13 protein-coding genes and 1 pseudogene are annotated in these 15,907 nt (G+C 74.8%); 7 read left to right on the forward strand and 7 right to left on the reverse strand.

Annotated features, from left to right (window positions below; translation table 11 throughout):
• The first annotated feature begins 282 nt into the window (after positions 1-282).
• The 4 genes and pseudogenes from MF672_RS32705 to MF672_RS32720 all read left to right on the forward strand — a co-directional run bounded on the left by MF672_RS32705 (position 283) and on the right by MF672_RS32720 (position 4,433).
• Complete coding sequence (locus MF672_RS32705) at positions 283-1,347, forward strand: FecCD family ABC transporter permease (protein ID WP_407654785.1); 1,065 nt, start codon at positions 283-285, stop codon at positions 1,345-1,347.
• Positions 1,347-2,150, forward strand: a complete 804-nt coding sequence (locus MF672_RS32710) for an ABC transporter ATP-binding protein (protein ID WP_242383132.1) — start codon at positions 1,347-1,349, stop codon at positions 2,148-2,150. Before MF672_RS32705 ends, MF672_RS32710 begins: the two co-directional genes overlap by 1 nt.
• On the forward strand, positions 2,147-3,127 hold the full coding sequence (locus MF672_RS32715) for an ABC transporter substrate-binding protein (protein ID WP_242383130.1): 981 nt from the start codon (positions 2,147-2,149) through the stop codon (positions 3,125-3,127). The genes MF672_RS32710 and MF672_RS32715 overlap by 4 nt, the downstream gene beginning before the upstream one ends.
• Positions 3,124-4,433: pseudogene (locus MF672_RS32720) on the forward strand (MFS transporter). The gene MF672_RS32715 and the pseudogene MF672_RS32720 overlap by 4 nt, the downstream one beginning before the upstream one ends.
• On the opposite strand, the gene MF672_RS32725 reads toward MF672_RS32720, so the two are convergent.
• Positions 4,421-6,346, reverse strand: coding sequence for an ABC transporter ATP-binding protein/permease (locus MF672_RS32725; protein WP_242384056.1), 1,926 nt, complete (start codon positions 6,344-6,346; stop codon positions 4,421-4,423). The pseudogene MF672_RS32720 and the gene MF672_RS32725 overlap by 13 nt on opposite strands.
• Positions 6,347-6,435: 89 nt before the next feature.
• Here MF672_RS32725 and MF672_RS32730 point away from each other — a divergent pair, with 89 nt between their 5' ends.
• Positions 6,436-7,284 (forward strand): helix-turn-helix transcriptional regulator, encoded by an 849-nt coding sequence (locus tag MF672_RS32730; protein WP_247815523.1) that lies wholly within the window; start codon positions 6,436-6,438, stop codon positions 7,282-7,284.
• Positions 7,285-7,355: 71 nt separating this feature from the next.
• Positions 7,356-7,670, forward strand: coding sequence for a hypothetical protein (locus MF672_RS32735; protein WP_242383489.1), 315 nt, complete (start codon positions 7,356-7,358; stop codon positions 7,668-7,670).
• Between the two features lie 38 nt (positions 7,671-7,708).
• Here the strand turns inward: MF672_RS32735 and MF672_RS32740 are convergent, their stop codons facing one another.
• From MF672_RS32740 to MF672_RS32765, 6 genes are all read right to left on the reverse strand, one after another.
• Positions 7,709-8,071 carry a nuclear transport factor 2 family protein gene (locus MF672_RS32740; RefSeq protein WP_242383488.1) on the reverse strand — a complete coding sequence of 121 codons (363 nt, stop codon included), beginning with the start codon at positions 8,069-8,071 and terminating at the stop codon, positions 7,709-7,711.
• A gap of 97 nt (positions 8,072-8,168) precedes the next feature.
• Entirely contained in the window at positions 8,169-9,143 is a 975-nt protein-coding gene (locus MF672_RS32745; RefSeq protein ID WP_242383487.1) for a C39 family peptidase, read from the reverse strand.
• 25 nt (positions 9,144-9,168) lie between these two features.
• Positions 9,169-11,655: an NHL repeat-containing protein gene (locus tag MF672_RS32750; protein ID WP_242383486.1), complete on the reverse strand. Its 2,487-nt coding sequence runs from the start codon at positions 11,653-11,655 to the stop codon at positions 9,169-9,171.
• 64 nt (positions 11,656-11,719) lie between these two features.
• Positions 11,720-12,724: an MBL fold metallo-hydrolase gene (locus MF672_RS32755; RefSeq protein ID WP_242383485.1), complete on the reverse strand. Its 1,005-nt coding sequence runs from the start codon at positions 12,722-12,724 to the stop codon at positions 11,720-11,722.
• A gap of 13 nt (positions 12,725-12,737) precedes the next feature.
• The gene (locus MF672_RS32760) at positions 12,738-13,325 is read right to left on the reverse strand and encodes a hypothetical protein (RefSeq protein ID WP_242383484.1); all 588 of its coding nucleotides are present in this window, start codon (positions 13,323-13,325) and stop codon (positions 12,738-12,740) included.
• Positions 13,325-14,551 (reverse strand): M24 family metallopeptidase, encoded by a 1,227-nt coding sequence (locus tag MF672_RS32765; protein ID WP_242383483.1) that lies wholly within the window; start codon positions 14,549-14,551, stop codon positions 13,325-13,327. The genes MF672_RS32760 and MF672_RS32765 overlap by 1 nt, the downstream gene beginning before the upstream one ends.
• 97 nt (positions 14,552-14,648) lie before the next feature.
• Here MF672_RS32765 and MF672_RS32770 point away from each other — a divergent pair, with 97 nt between their 5' ends.
• Positions 14,649-15,887 (forward strand): ATP-binding protein, encoded by a 1,239-nt coding sequence (locus MF672_RS32770; protein ID WP_247815524.1) that lies wholly within the window; start codon positions 14,649-14,651, stop codon positions 15,885-15,887.
• Positions 15,888-15,907: the final 20 nt, after the last annotated feature.

Consider the following 15,907-nt stretch of genomic DNA (forward strand, 5'->3'; position numbering starts at 1 on the left):
ACGCCCTCCCCGCGACCGGCCCACCTCCTTGGCCCGCCCCCTTCGGCCGCCTCCTTGGCGCGGTCGCCCGGCCCGGGCCCTTGGCCGATCTTCGATCCGGGCCCTTGGCCGTCTCCTCGGCTCGCCCCCGGCCTGCGTCCTCGGCCTGCCCTCCCGACTGGTCTCTCTGAGCGGTCCTTCTACGCAGTCGCCTCCCGGGGCGTCCGCACCGTGTCCCCTTTGCCGCCCAACCAGCCCTTCGTGGTGCTTGGGGGCGTTTCGGGGTGATAACGTCTCCTGGAAATGAGAATCGTTTTCAGGAGTGGGCAGTTGAGTTCGTTACGCGCGTCGCTGGTCATCGCCCTGCTGGCCGGCGTGCTCGCGGTGTCGGTGCTGCTGGCGATCGGCCTGGGCGCGGCGGCGGTGCCGCCGCAGGAGACGGTGCGGTTGCTGTGGGCGGCCGTGACCGGCGGCTCGATCAGGGCGGACGAGGTCACCGCGTACCAGATCATCTGGCAGGTCCGCACCCCGCGCGTGCTGCTGGCGGTGCTGGTCGGGGCCGGGTTGAGCGTGGTCGGCGTGGCGATCCAGGCGATGGTCCGCAACGCGCTGGCGGACCCGTTCGTGCTCGGCGTGTCGTCCGGGGCGTCCGCGGGGGCGGTGCTGGTCGCCGCCACGGGCGCGCTCACCGCGTTCGGCGTGTACGCGGTGTCGGCCGGCGCGTTCCTCGGGGCGCTGCTCGTCTCCGCGCTGGTCTACCTGGCCTCGCGCGGCGCCGGCGGGCTGTCGCCGCTGCGGCTGGTGCTCACCGGCGTGGCGATGGCGTTCGGCTTCCAGGCGGTGATGAGCCTGATCGTGTACTTCGTCCCGGACGGCGAGTCGACGAGCACGGTGCTGTTCTGGTCGATGGGCGGCTTCGGCGCGGCGACGTGGGGCGCGCTGCCGGTGGTGGCGGTCGCCGTGACCGGCACCGTCGTGGCGCTGCGCCGCTCCGCCCGCCGCCTGGACGTGCTCGCCCTCGGCGACGAGACGTCCGTGACCCTGGGCGTGGACACGGCCGGGTTCCGCCGGGGCCTGTTCGTGCTGACGTCGCTGGCGACCGGCGCGATGGTCGCGGTCAGCGGCGCGATCGGCTTCGTCGGGCTGGTGATGCCGCACCTGGTACGCCTGTGGACGGGGGCGGCGCACCTGCGGGTGCTCACCGTCGCGCCGTTCGCCGGAGCGATCTTCATGGTGTGGGCCGACCTGGTCGCCCGCACGCTGGTCGCGCCGCGCGAGCTGCCGCTCGGCGTGATCACCGCGCTGGTGGGCGTGCCCGTCTTCGTGGTGCTGCTGCGCCGCCGCGGCTACCTGTTCGGCGGGCGCTGATGGGCCGGCTGCTGCTGGACGGGCTCTCGGTGTCCATCGGCGGCGCCGCCGTCGTCGAGGACCTGGCGCTCGCGGTCGAGGCGGGACAGGTGGTGGGGCTGGTCGGGCCCAACGGCTCGGGGAAGACGACGGCCCTGCGCTGCGTGTACCGGGCGTTGCGGCCGACGGGCGGCGCCGTCTGGATCGACGGGAACGACGTGGCGCGCATGCCGCTGCCCGCCAGCGCCCGCCTGGTCGCCGCGCTCACCCAGGAGGGACGGGCCGACCTCGACTTCACGGTCGAGGAGACCGTCGCCCTCGGCCGCGCCCCCCACCTGCGCGGCAACCAGGCGCTCAGCGCCCGCGAGCGCGAGCTGTGCCGCGCGGCGATGGCGCGGATGGAGGTGCTGCACCTGGCCGGGCGCGGCGTGCTGTCGTTGTCCGGCGGCGAGCGCCAGCGCGTGCTGGTCGCCCGCGCGCTCGTCCAGGAGCCGCGGGTGCTGGTGCTCGACGAGCCGACCAACCACCTCGACCTGCACCACCAGATCAGGCTGCTGGCCATGCTGAAGGGCGCCGGGCTGAGCGTGCTGGTCACCCTGCACGACCTCAATCTCGCCGCCTCCGCCTGCGACCGGCTGGCGGTGTTGTCCCGCGGGCGCCTCGTCGCCGGCGGGCCGCCCGCCGACGTCCTGACCGAGGACCTGCTGCGCGAGGTCTTCGGCGTGCGGGCGAGCGTCGTGCCGCACCCGCTGACCGGCGTCCCGCAGGTGCTCTACGACCTGGCCGCCGCCACCCCCACCGACAAGGAAGGAAGCTCCGGATGAAGACACCCACCGTCGCCGCGCTCCTGGCGGCCACGCTCCTGCTGGCCGGCTGCGGCGCGCAGGTGGCGGGCGGCGGCGACGCCGCCCGCACGGTCACCGTCAAGAGGTGCGGCGAGGACGTCGAGTACACCACGCCGCGCCGCGCGGTCGTCTACGAGGGCGGCAGCGCCGACAAGCTGTTCGCCCTCGGGCTCACGCGGCACGTGCACGGCTACGTGATGCCGCCCGCGAACCCGCCGGTCACCGAGTCCCCGTGGGCCGGCGAGTACGCCAAGGTCAAGTTCCTCAGCGACGACCTGCTCAACCGCGAGCTGGTCGTGGACGCCAAGGCCGACCTCGTCGTCGCCGGCTGGCGCTCCGGCTTCAGCGACCAGCGCGGCATCACCCCCGCCATCCTCGACGGCCTGAGGATCCAGAGCTTCATGCACACCGAGTCGTGCTTCAACTATCCCGGCCACCCCGAACGGGTCACCCCGTTCGAGGCGCTCTACACCGACCTGGAACGCCTCGGCCGGATCTTCGGGGTCGAGGACCGCGCCCGCGACCTGGTCGCCGGCTACCGCGCGCGCGTCGAGGCGGTCCGCGCGCAGGCGCCCGGGGGCGAGCCGACCCCCGTCTTCCTCTACGACTCGGGCACCGACAAGCCGTTCACCGCCGGCAGCCAGGTGCCGCCCAACGACATCATCCGCTTCGCCGGCGGCCGCAACATCTTCGCCGGCCTGGACGCCCGCTGGAGCGAGGTCACCTGGGAAGCGGTCGTGCGCGGCCGGCCGGAGGTCATCATCATCCTCGACTACGGCGACCGGCCGGCCGCCGAGAAGATCAGGTTCCTGAAGGAGTTCCCCGCCACCAGCAAGCTGCCCGCCGTGGTCAACGACCGCTTCTACGTCCTGGACTACAACGAGGGCATCAGCGGGCCGCGCAACATCGACGGCCTGGAGGGGTTCGCGAAGTACGTGCGTGACCGCAAGGCATGACCGGCCGGACGGACACCGGCCGGGACCGGCCGCTCCTCCGCGACAGGCGGTTCGTGCTGCTGTGGTGCGGCGCGACCGCCTCCGGGCTGGGGACCTGGGCGCTGCCGTTCGTGCTCGGGCTCGCCGTGCTGGACGGCACCCTCACCGCCACCGGCCTCGGCGTCGTGCTGGCCGCCCGCACGGCCGGCTTCCTCGCCGCGGTGCCGATCGGCGGCGTCCTGGCCGACCGGTACGCGCGCCGCGCCGTCGTGCTGTGGGCCGGGCTGGCCGCCGCGGCCGCCTCGCCGGTGCTCGCGGCCGGGCTCGGCCGGTCGGCTGCCGCTCATGGCGGTGGCGGCGGCGGTCGCCGGCGCGGGGCAGGGCCTGCCGGCCCGCGTTCCAGGCGCTCACCGCGGAGGTGGTCGAGGACGGGCGGCGCCGGCGGGCCAACGCCGCGATGACGCTGGCGGTGCGGGTCACCACGCTCGTCGCGCCCGCGGGCACGGCGCTGCTGGCGGCCGTCCTGGACACCGGGTGGCTGCTCGCCGGCACCGGCCTGCTGTGGCTGGCCGCCGCCGCCCTGCCGCCCCGCACCCCGCATGCCGCACCGCCCGCCCCGCCACCTGCCCCGCTGCCCGCCGGGCCGGGCGTGCGCTTCTTCCGGGAGCTGGGGGAGGGGGTGCGGGAGGCGCGCCGGCACCCGTGGTTCCTGGCCGGGCTCGGCGCGCTGGCCGCCGTCGTGCTCACCGGCTACTCGGCCACGGGCGTGGCGCTGCCGCTGGTCAGCCGCGAGCGGTACGGCAGCGAGGCGGTGCTCGCGGCGGCGCTCACCGGGTACACGCTCGGCGCGCTGGCCGGGGCGCTGCTCGTGGCCCGGTGGCGGCCCCGCGCGCAGGGCTGGGCGGCCCTGGCCGGCCTTGCCCTGTACGGCTGCGCCCCGCTCGGCCTGCTGCTGGCCGCACACCCGGCCGCGCACCCGGCCGTGCACCCGGCAGTGCATCCGGCGGTGGTGCTCATCGGCTACGCGCTGGCCGGGCTGGGCATCGAGCTGTTCAACGTGCCCTGGTTCACCGCGACGCAGCGCGAGGTGGAGCCGCGGCTGCTGGCCCGCGTCTCCTCCCTCGACTTCCTCGTCTCCTACGGCCTGGCCCCCGCCGGCCTGGCCCTGCTCGCCCCGGCCGCCGGCGCCTTCGGCCTGGGGCCGGTGCTGGCCGGCTGCGCGCTGGTGTGCTTCCTCGCCCCCGCCGCGGCGGCCCTGGCCCCGGGCAGCCGCGGCTGGACGCGGGCGGGACCCGGCGGCGCGGCGGCGCGCGTTCACAGCCGGTAGGTCTCGGGCTCGCCGTCCTTCAGGGGCCGGAGGCGCCAGCCGCCGTCGCCGAGCAGTTCGAGCTCCTGGGTGTGGTGCTGCATCGCGGTCGAGCGGTGGCTGACGCTGACGACGATGGTGCCGGGCAGCTCCGTCCGCACCAGCCGGTACAGCCGGAACTCCAGGTCCTCGTTGAGGGCGGAGGTGGACTCGTCCAGGAACACCACCTTCGGCCTGGTCAGCAGGATCCGGGCGAAGGCGACGCGCTGCTGCTCGCCGGGGGAGAGCACCTTGGCCCAGTCCTGCACCTCGTCGAGCCGGTCCGCCAGGTGCGGCAGCGCGACCTCGCACAGGGTGTCGCGCAGCGTCTTGTCGTCGACCGAGCCCTCCTCGCCGGGGTAGGTGACGACGGCGCGCAGGTCGCCCAGCGGCACGTACGGCAGCTGCGACAGGAACATCGTCTCGTTCGGCCCGCACGGCCGCACCAGGGTGCCGGTGGTGAACGGCCACAGCTCGGCGAGGCTGCGCAGCAGCGTGGTCTTGCCGCTGCCCGACGGCCCGCTGACGACCAGCGTGTCGCCCGTCCCCAGCCGCAGGTCGAGCGGCTGGAGGAGCTGCCGCGCGTCGGGCGTGCGCACCTCGACGCCGTGCAGCCGCACCTCGTCGCCGGCGCTGGGCAGCGTCGTCACCTCCGGCAGCGCCCGCGCCTGCTCGTCGGCGACGACCAGGGCGTGCAGCCGGATGATCGCCGCCCGGTAGCCGGCGAAGGCGTCGTAGGCGTTCCTGAAGAACGACAGACCGCTCTGGATCTCGTTGAACGCCGAGGCCGACTGGTTGAGGTCGCCGAGGCGGATCTCGGCGGCGAACAGCCGGGGCGCCTGCAGCAGGTAGGGCAGCGGCACGATGCTCTGGCTGATCGTGAGGTTCCAGGCGTTGAAGCCGACGGTCCTGTTCAGGTACCGCTTGTAGTTGGCGACGACGGGGGCGAACAACCGTCGCAGCCCCGCGCGCTCGGCGACCTCGCCACGGTAGAACGCGACCGCCTCCGCCGCGTCGCGCAGCCGGACCAGGGCGTAGCGGAAGGCGGCGTTGTACTTCTCGTTGCGGAAGGCCAGCCAGATGATCGGCTTGCCGATCCGGAACGCGACGACGGTGGCGATGAGCACGTAGACCAGCCCGATCCAGAACATCGCCTTCGGAAGGTCGGCCCCGAGGACGGTCAGGGTGCCCGAGAGGTTCCACAGGATCGAGGTGAAGGAGACCATCGAGGTGATCGCGGAGATCGCGCCGAACAGCAGCGTGCCGGACGTGCCCCCGTTGCTCGGCAGGTTGGGCAGCGGCCCGTAGCCGGCGGTGACGACGTCGATGTCGGACTGGATGCGCTGGTCGGGGTTGTCGATGGTGCCGTCGATGAAGCGCGAGCGGTAGTAGGCCCGGCCGTCGAGCCAGTCGCCGGTCAGCCGGTCGGTCAGCCAGGCGCGCCAGGCCAGCGCGAAGCGCTGCAGCAGGGACAGGTCCAGCAGCAGCCGGGCGATGTGCGCCGCCGCCAGCACGCAGAAGATCAGCAGGGACGTCCAGAAGCCGCGCTCGCCGGAGGCGCGCATCGGCGCGTTGCCGACGGCGACGCCCTGGACCGCGACCTGCAGGGCGGACAACATGTCGTTGCCCTGGTAGCTGAACAGCACGCTCAGCCGGACGCCGACGACCACCGACAGCAGGAGCGCGCCGAGCCGGACCCAGACCCTGCCGCGTCCGGGGCCGGTGAAGTACGCGCCGGTGACCCGCCAGAACTGCCTGCCCCAGGTGGTGAGGCGGCCGATCAGCGCGAGGACGCCCACGGTGCAGAGCGCGGCGATCGCCCAGGTGGTGGCGATCCATTCCAGTGACGCCCAGAGCTCGGAGCCCCAGTCGAGCGTAGGGGTGAACAACTCCATTCCGGAAACGTACCGGCACGGAGCGTGACGGGGGTCGGGAAACGCGCAGTCGGTGCCAGCGGCTCGCGGGGTTCGGGTAGCGTCCGTACGTGCGCGAGGAGACGGTGATCGCGGCCGGGGACGGGTTCGCGGTGCGGCGGGTCACGATGCGGGCGACGACCCCCGCGTGGACGGATCCCGACATGTCGCCCGGCTATCACGTGGTGCTGGTCCGGGCCGGCGTCTTCCGCGCCCGCGTCGGCGGCGACGTCCTGCTGGCCGAGCCGGCCACGGCGTACGTGGGGGACCCGGGCAGGGAGCGGAGCATCGCCCACGCCGCCGGGCGGCGGGACGCCTGGACCGCGATCTCGCTCGCCGAGGAGGCCATGCACGAGCTGACCGGCGGGGCGCGGCCGGCCGGGGCGTTCCCGGTCACCGGCCGGCTCGCGGTGCGGCACCGCGCGCTGGTCGCCGGCGCCCGGCGGCCCGCCGACGGTTTCGAGCTGGCCGAGCGCACCGCCCGCCTCGTCGGCGACCTGCTGCGCGAAGCCCCCGGCGGCGGACCGGCGCGGGCGGGCGGCGGAGCGGAACGGCCCGGCGGCCGAGCAGAACGGCCCGGCGGCCGAGCGGAACGGGCGGCGGGGCTGGTGGAGGGGGCGCGGGAGCTGCTGGCGCTGGACCCGCGCGACCTCGGCCTGCGCGAGGTCGCCCGGCGCGTCGGCTGCTCGCCGTACCACCTCAGCCGGGTCTTCCACCGCGAGACCGGGATGACCCTGAGCCGGTACCGCAACCGGATGCGGGTGCTCCTGGCCCTGGACGCCATCGAGGACGGCCACCGCGACCTCGCCGGTCTCGCCGCCGAGCTGGGCTTCGCCGACCACGCGCACCTGACCAGGACGGTGCGGCGGGAGTGCGGGCACCCGCCGCGCGAGCTGCGCCGGCTGCTGGCCCGCGACTGAGCAACGACGTTCAAGCGGGCGGCCGGACGCCGGCGGGAGACTGCGAGCGACCACCGAACGAAGGAGACGACATGATCGCCCGCATCTGGCAGGCCTGGACCGACGGGCCCGCGGCCACCGGCCGTTACCGGCAGGTGTTCGAGACCGACGTGCTGCGGTCCCTGCGCGACCTGCGGGGGTTCCGCGGCGCGTACCTGCTGGCCCGCCCCGGGGACGACGTCACCGAGATCAGGACGATCACCCTCTTCGACGCGCTCGCCACGGTCCGGGGCTTCGCGGGCGAGCGTCCCGGCCTGGAGCACGTGACCGCCCCCGCGCGGGCGGCCCTGCTCGGCAGCAACCCCGCCGTCGCGCACTTCGAGGTGCTCACCGCCGTGCGCGGATGAGAAGGGCCGTTCCGCGCCCGCCCCGGCCCAGCCCCAGGCTAGGCCGCGTAGACGGGCGCGAGGTCGACGAAGATCCGGTAGTCCGTGATCAGGCCGTCGTCGCGGGTCCGCCAGATCGACACGGCGGCGGCGCTGACGTCCTTGCCGTCGAGCCGCCGGTAGGTCACCTCGGTCTCGGCGATGGTGTCGGCGCCGACGTGCCAGGTCCTGACGATCCGGTGCCGCAGGCCGCCGATGGTGGCGAAGAACGCCCGCAACGCGACCGCGACGGCCTCGCGGCCGGTCGTCGGCTCGGCGTTGCCGAACACCAGCGTGGCGTCCTCCGCCAGCAACGCCGTGAACGCGTCCGGATCGGACGAGTCCACCACCTGGAACACACGTCGTACCGCGTCGTCGGGCATGCCGATCATCCTCACGTGGGCCGGACCGCTGCTGGGGACGATACGTGAGCGAGCCCGCCGCGCAACTGACCTGAGGGCGGCAGTGCCGTGGCCGCCGTCAGGTGCGCACGATGGCGACGGTGTCGACCCAGTTCCAGGCCAGGTTGGCGTTGTCCAGCAGCAGCTTGTCCACGTTGATGGAGTGCTCGCTGCCGTCCGCCGGGTCGGCGACCTTGAACGTCGAGGGGCGCACCGACCCGTCGCCGCCGACCACGCCGCCGTAGCCGTGGATGGTCAGGTAGTGCCGGACGAGCGGCGTGGCGGAGTTCCACCAGGGCAGCTTGCCCGGGATCACCAGGATCATCACCGGCCGGCCGCGCGACAGGGACGTGACGATCCTGTCGATGCCCGCCTCGTACGTCTGCCCGTTGGCGACGTAGATCTCCTCCCACTTGTACTGCCAGTCGGAGGCGGGCAGGTAGGAGTTGATCACGCCGGGGATCCGGCCGGGCATGGTCGCGCCGAACAGGGTCTCGTCGGTCTGCAGCCCGTCGGCCAGCTCGGACTGGGGCGGGGCGGAGACCCCGATCGTGGCGAGCGTGGTCTGCACGACGCCGGGCCCGCACCAGTTGGCCTTTTCCTGCTGCTTGGCGGACAGCCGCATGTCCAGGGCCCGGACGGGGAGCTGCCACGAGCCGGCGATGCCGAACTTGGCCTCGGTGACGACGTAGGGGCGCCTGAGGTCGGTGAACGCGGTGTAGCAGGCCCGGCTGGCGTTGGTGGTCATCGTGGGGCACGAGTCGGAGATGTCGGGCCCGTCCCCGCCGAACCAGAGCCGCAGGTTGACCTGGAAGTTCGTGTACGCGCCCGGGTTGACGAAGGCGACGGCGCGGACCTGCGTGCGGGCGTAGTTGAACTCCAGGCAGACCTGGTAGGCGGTGCCGTTGTGGACGCGGGTCTCGCTGCAGGTCCGGTTCGCCGGCGACGGGTACTCGTGCCAGATGCCGGCCGCCGCGGGCAGCGCGGGCCCGGCGACGACGGCGAGCACCGTCCCGGTCAGGACCGCGAGCAGCGCGGTGAGGAGTCTTCGCATGGGTTCGCTTTCTCGGTGGGGGCGCTCAGGGCCGGGCGAGCCGGTAGAGCCGTTCGTTGATCTTGTAGTAGAGGTTGCCGAAGCCGTCGGCCGTCAGCCCTTCCATCCCCTTCACGGTCAGCAGGACGGTGGCCGTCCGCGTCGCCCGGTCGATGCGGAAGATCTGCTCGCCGAGGGTGCCGTACACGTGGCCGGGGTCCTGGGGCACGGTCAGCAGCACCCCGTCCCGCCAGGCGAGGCTGGGCCTGGCGGCGTAGTCGGGGTCGGGGAAGAGCCGTTTGACGGTGATCGTCCCGGGCTGCGCGGGGTCGAGGGTGAACAGCGAACCGCCCGCCAGGCCCCACAGCTCGCCGCCGACCTCCTTGAGGGCGGTGACGGCCTTCGGCTCCGTCAGCGGGAGGGGGTGCAGGCGCACCGCGCCGGTGGCGGGGTCGAAGGAGAAGAGGGTGGCCGACGCCCCCGGCGCGTAGACCGGGTCCACGCCGAGCGCGCCGCGCGTGGACGTGCCGCCGAACAACCTGCCGCCCGCCCAGGCCAGCGAGACGACGGACTGGTCCGGCACCACGCAGAGCGTCCGCCCGGCCGTGCCCGCCTTCCAGACGGTGAGGGCGCCGCTGCGTTTGCCGTACTTCGGCACGGTGCCCAGGTAGACGGCGCCGTCCGGGCCGCCGGCCAGCGCGTACGGCCGGTCCTGCGGCGGCGGCCCGTGCCCCGGCTCGCAGTCGTCGGCCTTGTCGCCTGCCGCGCCGCCGGTGTAGAGCAGCGCGGGCGGCCAGGCGCCGCCCGGGTCGTAGCCGTAGAGCCTGGCCGACGGGTAGACGCCCAGGTAGAGCCGGCCGTCGTGGGCGAGGACGCTGTCGGTCTGGCTGAGCCCGCTCAGCGTCGGCGTGTCGGGCCGGTCGTCGTCGCCGTCGCCGCGCAGCGGGTCGTGCACGCCGGTGCCGCCCGTCAGGTAGCCGCCGGTGTAGACCCGCCCGTCCGGGCCGGCGCCGAGCGCGTTGATCGCGGCCGGCAGCACGGGGGCGCCGGTGACGGGCCGGTTGCTCCAGTCGCCGCTCGCCGGGTCGTAGCTGAAGATCCTGGTGCCGTCCACGGCCGCGCCGAGCCCGACCAGGGTGCCGCCGGACCAGGTGTAGCCGGTGACGTCCAGCCCGGGGCGCACGCCGGTCGCCTGCGCCGTGCGGGCGGCCACGTCGTAGGAGTGCAGCAGCCCCTCCTTGACGAACCAGACCTTGCCGTCGCGGGCCGGCGAATGGTGCAGGTCCACGTCGGTGAAGGTGGCGTCGGTGGTGGCGCTGTAGGAGCCGTCGGCGGCGCGGACGACGCGCAGGACGAGCAGCGTGCGGTCGATCCAGGCGAACAGCCTGCCGCCGGTCCAGGTCAGGCCGCCCACCATGGAGTCGTGCGCGTACGCCGGCGGGAGCAGGTCGTCCACCCGGCCGGTGGCGTTGTCGTACCTGACCAGCCCGGCGTGCGTGCCGGTGCCGAGGTAGGTGGCGTCGGCGGCCGGGTCGTGGGCGAGGCTGCGCACGTTCTGCGCGCCGGGCACGACGGGCACCGCGCCCAGCGTGGTGAAGGCGCCGTCGTACCTGAAGTAGCGGCCCTGGTCGTAGGTGCCGCCGTACACCACGCCGCCCGCGCCCGGCTCCAGGTCCCAGATGAAGGAGTAGCCGCCCTCCGCGCGCCCGAGGTCGGTGACCGCGGACTGGCCGGGGACGTACCTGTAGAGCTTGGAGTTCGGGTAGGTGCCGAGGTAGACGCTGCCGTCGGTGGCCGTGGCCGCCGCCCAGCCGCCCACGGTGGGCGTGGCCGCGCTGTCCGGGATGGTGATCTTCCTGGTCACCTTCGCGGTGGCCAGGTCGATCACCGCGAGCTGCGGGTTGACGTTCGCCGTGCCGGTGTAGAGGGCGTAGGCGCTGCCGCCCGCGAACGTGGTGGCGTTGGGCGCGCTGCTCTCGATCTGCACGCCCAGGTCGGTCACGTCCTTGGTGATCAGCACCTCGTCCCAGTAGGCGGTGCCCACGTCGGCCACGCCCGAGTAGATGAGGGCCGAGACGGTGGCCGCGCCGGCCGGCGCGACTCCCGAGGTCGTCACGCGGTTCCACCGCCGGCCCGTCGCCGGGGCGTTCGCGCCGCCGGCGAGCAGGCGGCCGGCGGCGTCCCGGAACCGCAGGTACAGGTACGCGGTGCCGCTCTCGGCCCAGACCTGGGCGTTCAGGGTGTAGCGGGTGCCCGGCACGGCGGGCAGGCCGGGCATGCTCTCCCGGCCGTAGGCGGCGGCCGGGTCGGCGTCGGTGACGCGCGCGGTCGTGCGCCCGTTCCAGAGCACGGGATCGACGCCGCCCGGGGTGTGCGAGCCGCTCCACCCGGTCAGCCCGTCGTCGAAGCCGTCGTTGAGCAGCCGCAGGTCGGCCGCGGTGGCCGGCGTGAACGGCGCCGCGAGCAGCGCCGCCAGGAGCGCCGCCGCGGCCGTCGCGCGCAGGACGCGTCCCACGGTCAGGGGGATGTGCACAGCACCACCTCCACGATTAACGGTCCTGACCGTAACCTCGCGCGCGGCGCCCGTCAACGGGTGATCATCCGGCGTCCGCCGGCGCGTAGAGCCGGTACGTCGCCAGGACGTTGAGCCGGTGCAGGTCACGGCAGAGGGCGAGCATGCCCCGCCGCGCCGGCTCCTGCGGCACCGGATACCGGGCGAGGGCGGCCGACAGCCGCGGATCGAGGCGCTCGGCCCACGGGTCGGTGCACGCCGCGAACGTCTCCTCCAGGCCGTGCCCCGCCTTGACGCTCGCCGCGACCTCCTCGTGCAGGCGCTCGAGGTAGCCGATGAGGTCGGCCACCGCCGCCGGCCCGTCGCCCGCCGGGCCGTGCCCCGGCACGATGGTCTCCAGCTCGGGCAGGGCCTCGCGCATCGCGCGCAGCGAGGCCAGGTACGGCTCAGGGCCGCCCTGCAGCAGCATGTGCGCGGTGCCCGCGTGGCACAGGAAGTTGCCGGTCCAGGCGGTGCGCGCGTCCGGGACGTACACGATCGTGTCGCCGGGGCCGTTGCCCGGGCCGAAGTGGTGGAGCTCGACGACCCGCCCGCCGAGGTCGATCTCGGCGCGGCCGCCGAACGTGAGGTCCGGCAGCCGCCAGGAGGTGACGGCGTCGAGCAGGGCGGCGTCGCCGTACATGTTGGCCGAGCGGGTCGCCTTCTCGTAGGCCAGGTCGGTCATGTTCGCCTTGTTCGCGGCGGAGGAGACGATCACGACGTCCGCCGGGAACGCGGCGTTGCCGAAGGTGTGGTCGCCGTGGTACGTCGTGTTGACCAGGTAGCGGAGCGGCCGGTCGCTGAGGCCGGCGGCGACCCGCTGGATCATGGCGGAGACGTCCGGTGTGATCCCCGCGTCGATCACCAGCAGGGCGTCCCGTCCGGCGACCAGCCCGTTGTTGTCCTTGGGCGGCAGGTTCGCTATGAGCGCCCACACGCCGGGGGTCAGCTCGTCCGGCACCAGCTCCAGGCCCACGGGCGACAGGTTCGGGCCGCCGTAGCCCGCGGGCCGCTCGGCGATCTCACGCTCGGGGATGTGCGAAGAGGACATGTGATGGTTCCTTTCAGACGGAGGTGGTCAGGCGGGCGGCAGGAGCGGCCGCCGGCTGGGGGAGCGCGGCGGTCCAGAGCCGCCGCACGAGGATCGGGCCGATGACCCAGTAGCCGAGCGAGGTGACGATGCCGGGGAAGGCCAGGTCGCCGGAGACCAGGTCGTAGATCGGGTGCCCGATCGCGTTGCCCATCGCGCCCATGATCGCGAAGAACCAGGCGATCAGCAGCGGCACCCGCCAGCCCCGGTAGATGGCGAGCGCGCCCATGGCGAAGGCCGCGTAGCTGACCATGTTGATCCAGACGAACAGCGGCAGCGACATGGCCTCCGCGCCGAACACCTCGGTCGGCCAGCGCCGGTTGAAGCCGTTCATGAACTCCTCGCCGAAGTGCAGGAACTGCCAGGCCAGGCCGACGAGGTAGACCGGCAGCACCCGCGAGGGGTCGGGCGGCCGGCGGTCGGTGGTGGCGAGGTGGCAGCCGTAGGCGATCACCATGGCCGGGATGAAGGTCAGCCACAGCGCCAGGCCGGGCGACAGGTAGGCGAACAACGCGATCAGGGCGGCGGCCAGGACGCCCGCCGCGACGGTGGACCGGTTCATCAGGTGCTCCTCAGAAGGTGGGTGGTGATGGTGGTGAGCTCGATCGGCTCCCGCTCGCCGACCACGACGGTGCCGCCGACGCCGGCCAGCCGCCGGCCGTAGGCGCAGGTCGGCGTGACGGCGAACGTCATGCCCGGCCGGAGCCGCAGGTCGGCGCCGATCGTGGGCTGCTCGGCGAGCAGCGCGTAGCGCGCGGGGTCGCCCGGCGGGCCGGGCGCGGCGGCGGCCCCGCAGGCCGCCCCGCCGGGGTTGACGGAGAGCACGAGCGGGTGCGGGTGCCGGCCGCCGGTGTCCAGGATCGGCCGCCGCATCGCGGCCACGACCTCGCCGAACGTGCGGCCGGGACGCAGCGCGGCCAGCCCCGCCAGGTAGGAGTCGCGCGCCGTGCGGGCCGCCCGCTCCAGGTCGGGGTGCACGTCCCCCACCGCGACGGCCAGCCGGAGCCGGGCCTCGCGCATGCCGTACGCGGCGGAGACCTCGGCGAGGACCAGGTCCCCGTCCTCGATCACGCGCGGCGCCCCCGGCCGGTACGACCAGGCCGGCGGCCCGCAGGCGGCGAGCTGCCGCCCCGACGCGAGGCCCAGGACGCGCGCCACCGCGCCCTGCTCCAGGCACCCGGCCAGCCCGGCCGCGCACACCGCCGCCTCGGTGACGCCGGGCCGCGCCGCGTCCCGCATGGCCAGCGCCATCGCCTCGCCGGCCGCCGCCGCGTGCCGCACCGCGGCCAGCTCCTCGGCGGACTGCGGCAGGGCGAGCGCCACGAAGGCGCGCTCCACCGGCTTGAAGGTGAGCTGGGGGAGCTGCCCGAGCACCGCGGACCACAACGCGTACGGCATGAGCGGGTCGGCGTGGAACGGCGGGCACGGCTCCAGCCCGAGCACGCCGACCGGCGACCTGCTGAGCCCGTGCGCGCGCAGCGTGTCGGCCACGCCGTGCGCGTGCTTGGCGACCAGCATGTTCTCCGGCTCGATCCACACCCGCTCGCCGCGCGCCCGGGCCGTGGCGTGGCCGGCGAGGTGCGCCGCCGCGCCCACCAGCGCGATGGGCTCGCCGGCGCGCGGGAAGACGACGATCGCGCCGGGGCGGTCGTTGGTGAAGTACACGTCCGGCGCCCATTCGGCGCCGCCGTGCACGACGAGCGCGTCGACGCCCTCGGCGTCCATGAGCGCCCTGGCGAGGTCCCAGCGCCGATCCCGTTCGGCGGTGGAGAAGGCCGGAGGCTGCATGCCGACGACGCTAGGGCGGCGCGGCCCGGCCGGAATCTGTCAGGTGACCGGTCATGCCGCCCAGGGGGCCAGGTCACGGTCTCAGTAGGATCCTCCCGTGTTGTACGGGCGCGCGGCCGAGTGTGAGCGGATGGACGACCTGCTGGCGGCGGCCAAGGACGGCCGGAGCGGCGTCCTGGTGCTGCGCGGCCCGGCGGGCATCGGCAAGTCGGCGCTGCTCGACCACGCCGCGCGCCGGGCCGCCGCCCTCGGGATGCGGACGTTGCGCGGGGTGGGCATCGAGAGCGAGGCCGAGCTGGTGTTCGCCGCGCTGCACCTGCTGCTGCGGAGCGGCCTCGACCGGCTCGACCGGCTGCCGGCCCCGCAGGCGGACGCGCTCAGGGGCGCCTTCGGGCTGGCCCCCTCCAGCGGCGCCGACCGGTTCCTGGTCGGGCTCGGCGCGCTGACCCTGCTGTCCGAGCTGGCCGGCGACGGCCCGCTGCTGTGCCTGGTGGACGACGCCCAGTGGCTGGACCGCTCCTCGGCCGACGCGCTGCTGTTCGCCGCGCGGCGGCTGGAGGCGGAAGGGGTGGCGCTGATCCTCGCCGTCCGGGACGGCAGCCACGCCTTCCGGCCGGCCGGCCTGCCCGAGGTCAGGCTGGACGGCCTTGCGCCGGACGACGCGGCGCGGCTGCTCGGCGAGGCCGCCGGCCCGCTGGCCCCGCACGTCAGGGACCGGGTGCTCGCCGAGAGCGAGGGCAACCCGCTCGCGCTCATCGAGCTGCCCGCCGCGCTCACCCCCGAGCAGCGGGCCGGGCACGCCGCCCCGCCGGCCCCGCACGTGGGCCCGCTCCCGCTGACCGGCCGGATGCAGGAGGCGTTCCAGGCGCAGATCCAGGCGCTGCCCGCGCCGACGCGGACGCTGCTGCTGGTCGCGGCGGCGGAGAGCACCGGCGACCTCACCGTCGTCCTCGCCGCCGCGCGGCGGCTCGGCGTGCCCGACGACGCCGTGGAGGCGGCGGAGCGGGCCGGGCTGGTCCGCCTCGACGGGCAGCTCACCTTCCGCCACCCGCTGGTCAGGGCCGCCGCCTACCAGGGGGCGCCGTTCACCGGGAGGCTGGAGGCGCACCGCGCGCTCGCCGCCGTGCTCGGCGGGGCCGCCGAGGGCAGCGCGCACGCCGACGCCCGCGCCTGGCACCCGCCGCCGCCGCCACCGGCTCCCGACGAGGCCGTGGCCGCGGAGCTGACCGCGCGGCCGAACGCGCCCGCGGCAGGAGCGGGCACGCCGCCACCACCGCCGCCTACCAAAGGGCCGCGCAGCTCACGCCGGAGCCGCGCGACCAGGTGCGGCGGCTGACCAGCGCGGCGGAGGCGGCC

This window comes from Actinomadura luzonensis, assembly GCF_022664455.2.
GTDB classification, from domain to species: domain Bacteria; phylum Actinomycetota; class Actinomycetes; order Streptosporangiales; family Streptosporangiaceae; genus Nonomuraea; species Nonomuraea luzonensis.

What these genes read in the sequence shown, in the direction of transcription:
- MF672_RS32705 (WP_407654785.1), top strand. Translation starts at nt 283, where the DNA reads ATGAGAATCGTTTTCAGGAGTGGGCAGTTGAGTTCGTTACGCGCGTCG.
- MF672_RS32710 (WP_242383132.1), top strand. Translation starts at nt 1,347, where the DNA reads ATGGGCCGGCTGCTGCTGGACGGGCTCTCGGTGTCCATCGGCGGCGCC.
- MF672_RS32715 (WP_242383130.1), top strand. Translation starts at nt 2,147, where the DNA reads ATGAAGACACCCACCGTCGCCGCGCTCCTGGCGGCCACGCTCCTGCTG.
- MF672_RS32725 (WP_242384056.1), bottom strand. Translation starts at nt 6,346, where the DNA reads ATGGAGTTGTTCACCCCTACGCTCGACTGGGGCTCCGAGCTCTGGGCG.
- MF672_RS32735 (WP_242383489.1), top strand. Translation starts at nt 7,356, where the DNA reads ATGATCGCCCGCATCTGGCAGGCCTGGACCGACGGGCCCGCGGCCACC.
- MF672_RS32740 (WP_242383488.1), bottom strand. Translation starts at nt 8,071, where the DNA reads ATGCCCGACGACGCGGTACGACGTGTGTTCCAGGTGGTGGACTCGTCC.
- MF672_RS32745 (WP_242383487.1), bottom strand. Translation starts at nt 9,143, where the DNA reads ATGCGAAGACTCCTCACCGCGCTGCTCGCGGTCCTGACCGGGACGGTG.
- MF672_RS32755 (WP_242383485.1), bottom strand. Translation starts at nt 12,724, where the DNA reads ATGTCCTCTTCGCACATCCCCGAGCGTGAGATCGCCGAGCGGCCCGCG.
- MF672_RS32760 (WP_242383484.1), bottom strand. Translation starts at nt 13,325, where the DNA reads ATGAACCGGTCCACCGTCGCGGCGGGCGTCCTGGCCGCCGCCCTGATC.
- MF672_RS32765 (WP_242383483.1), bottom strand. Translation starts at nt 14,551, where the DNA reads ATGCAGCCTCCGGCCTTCTCCACCGCCGAACGGGATCGGCGCTGGGAC.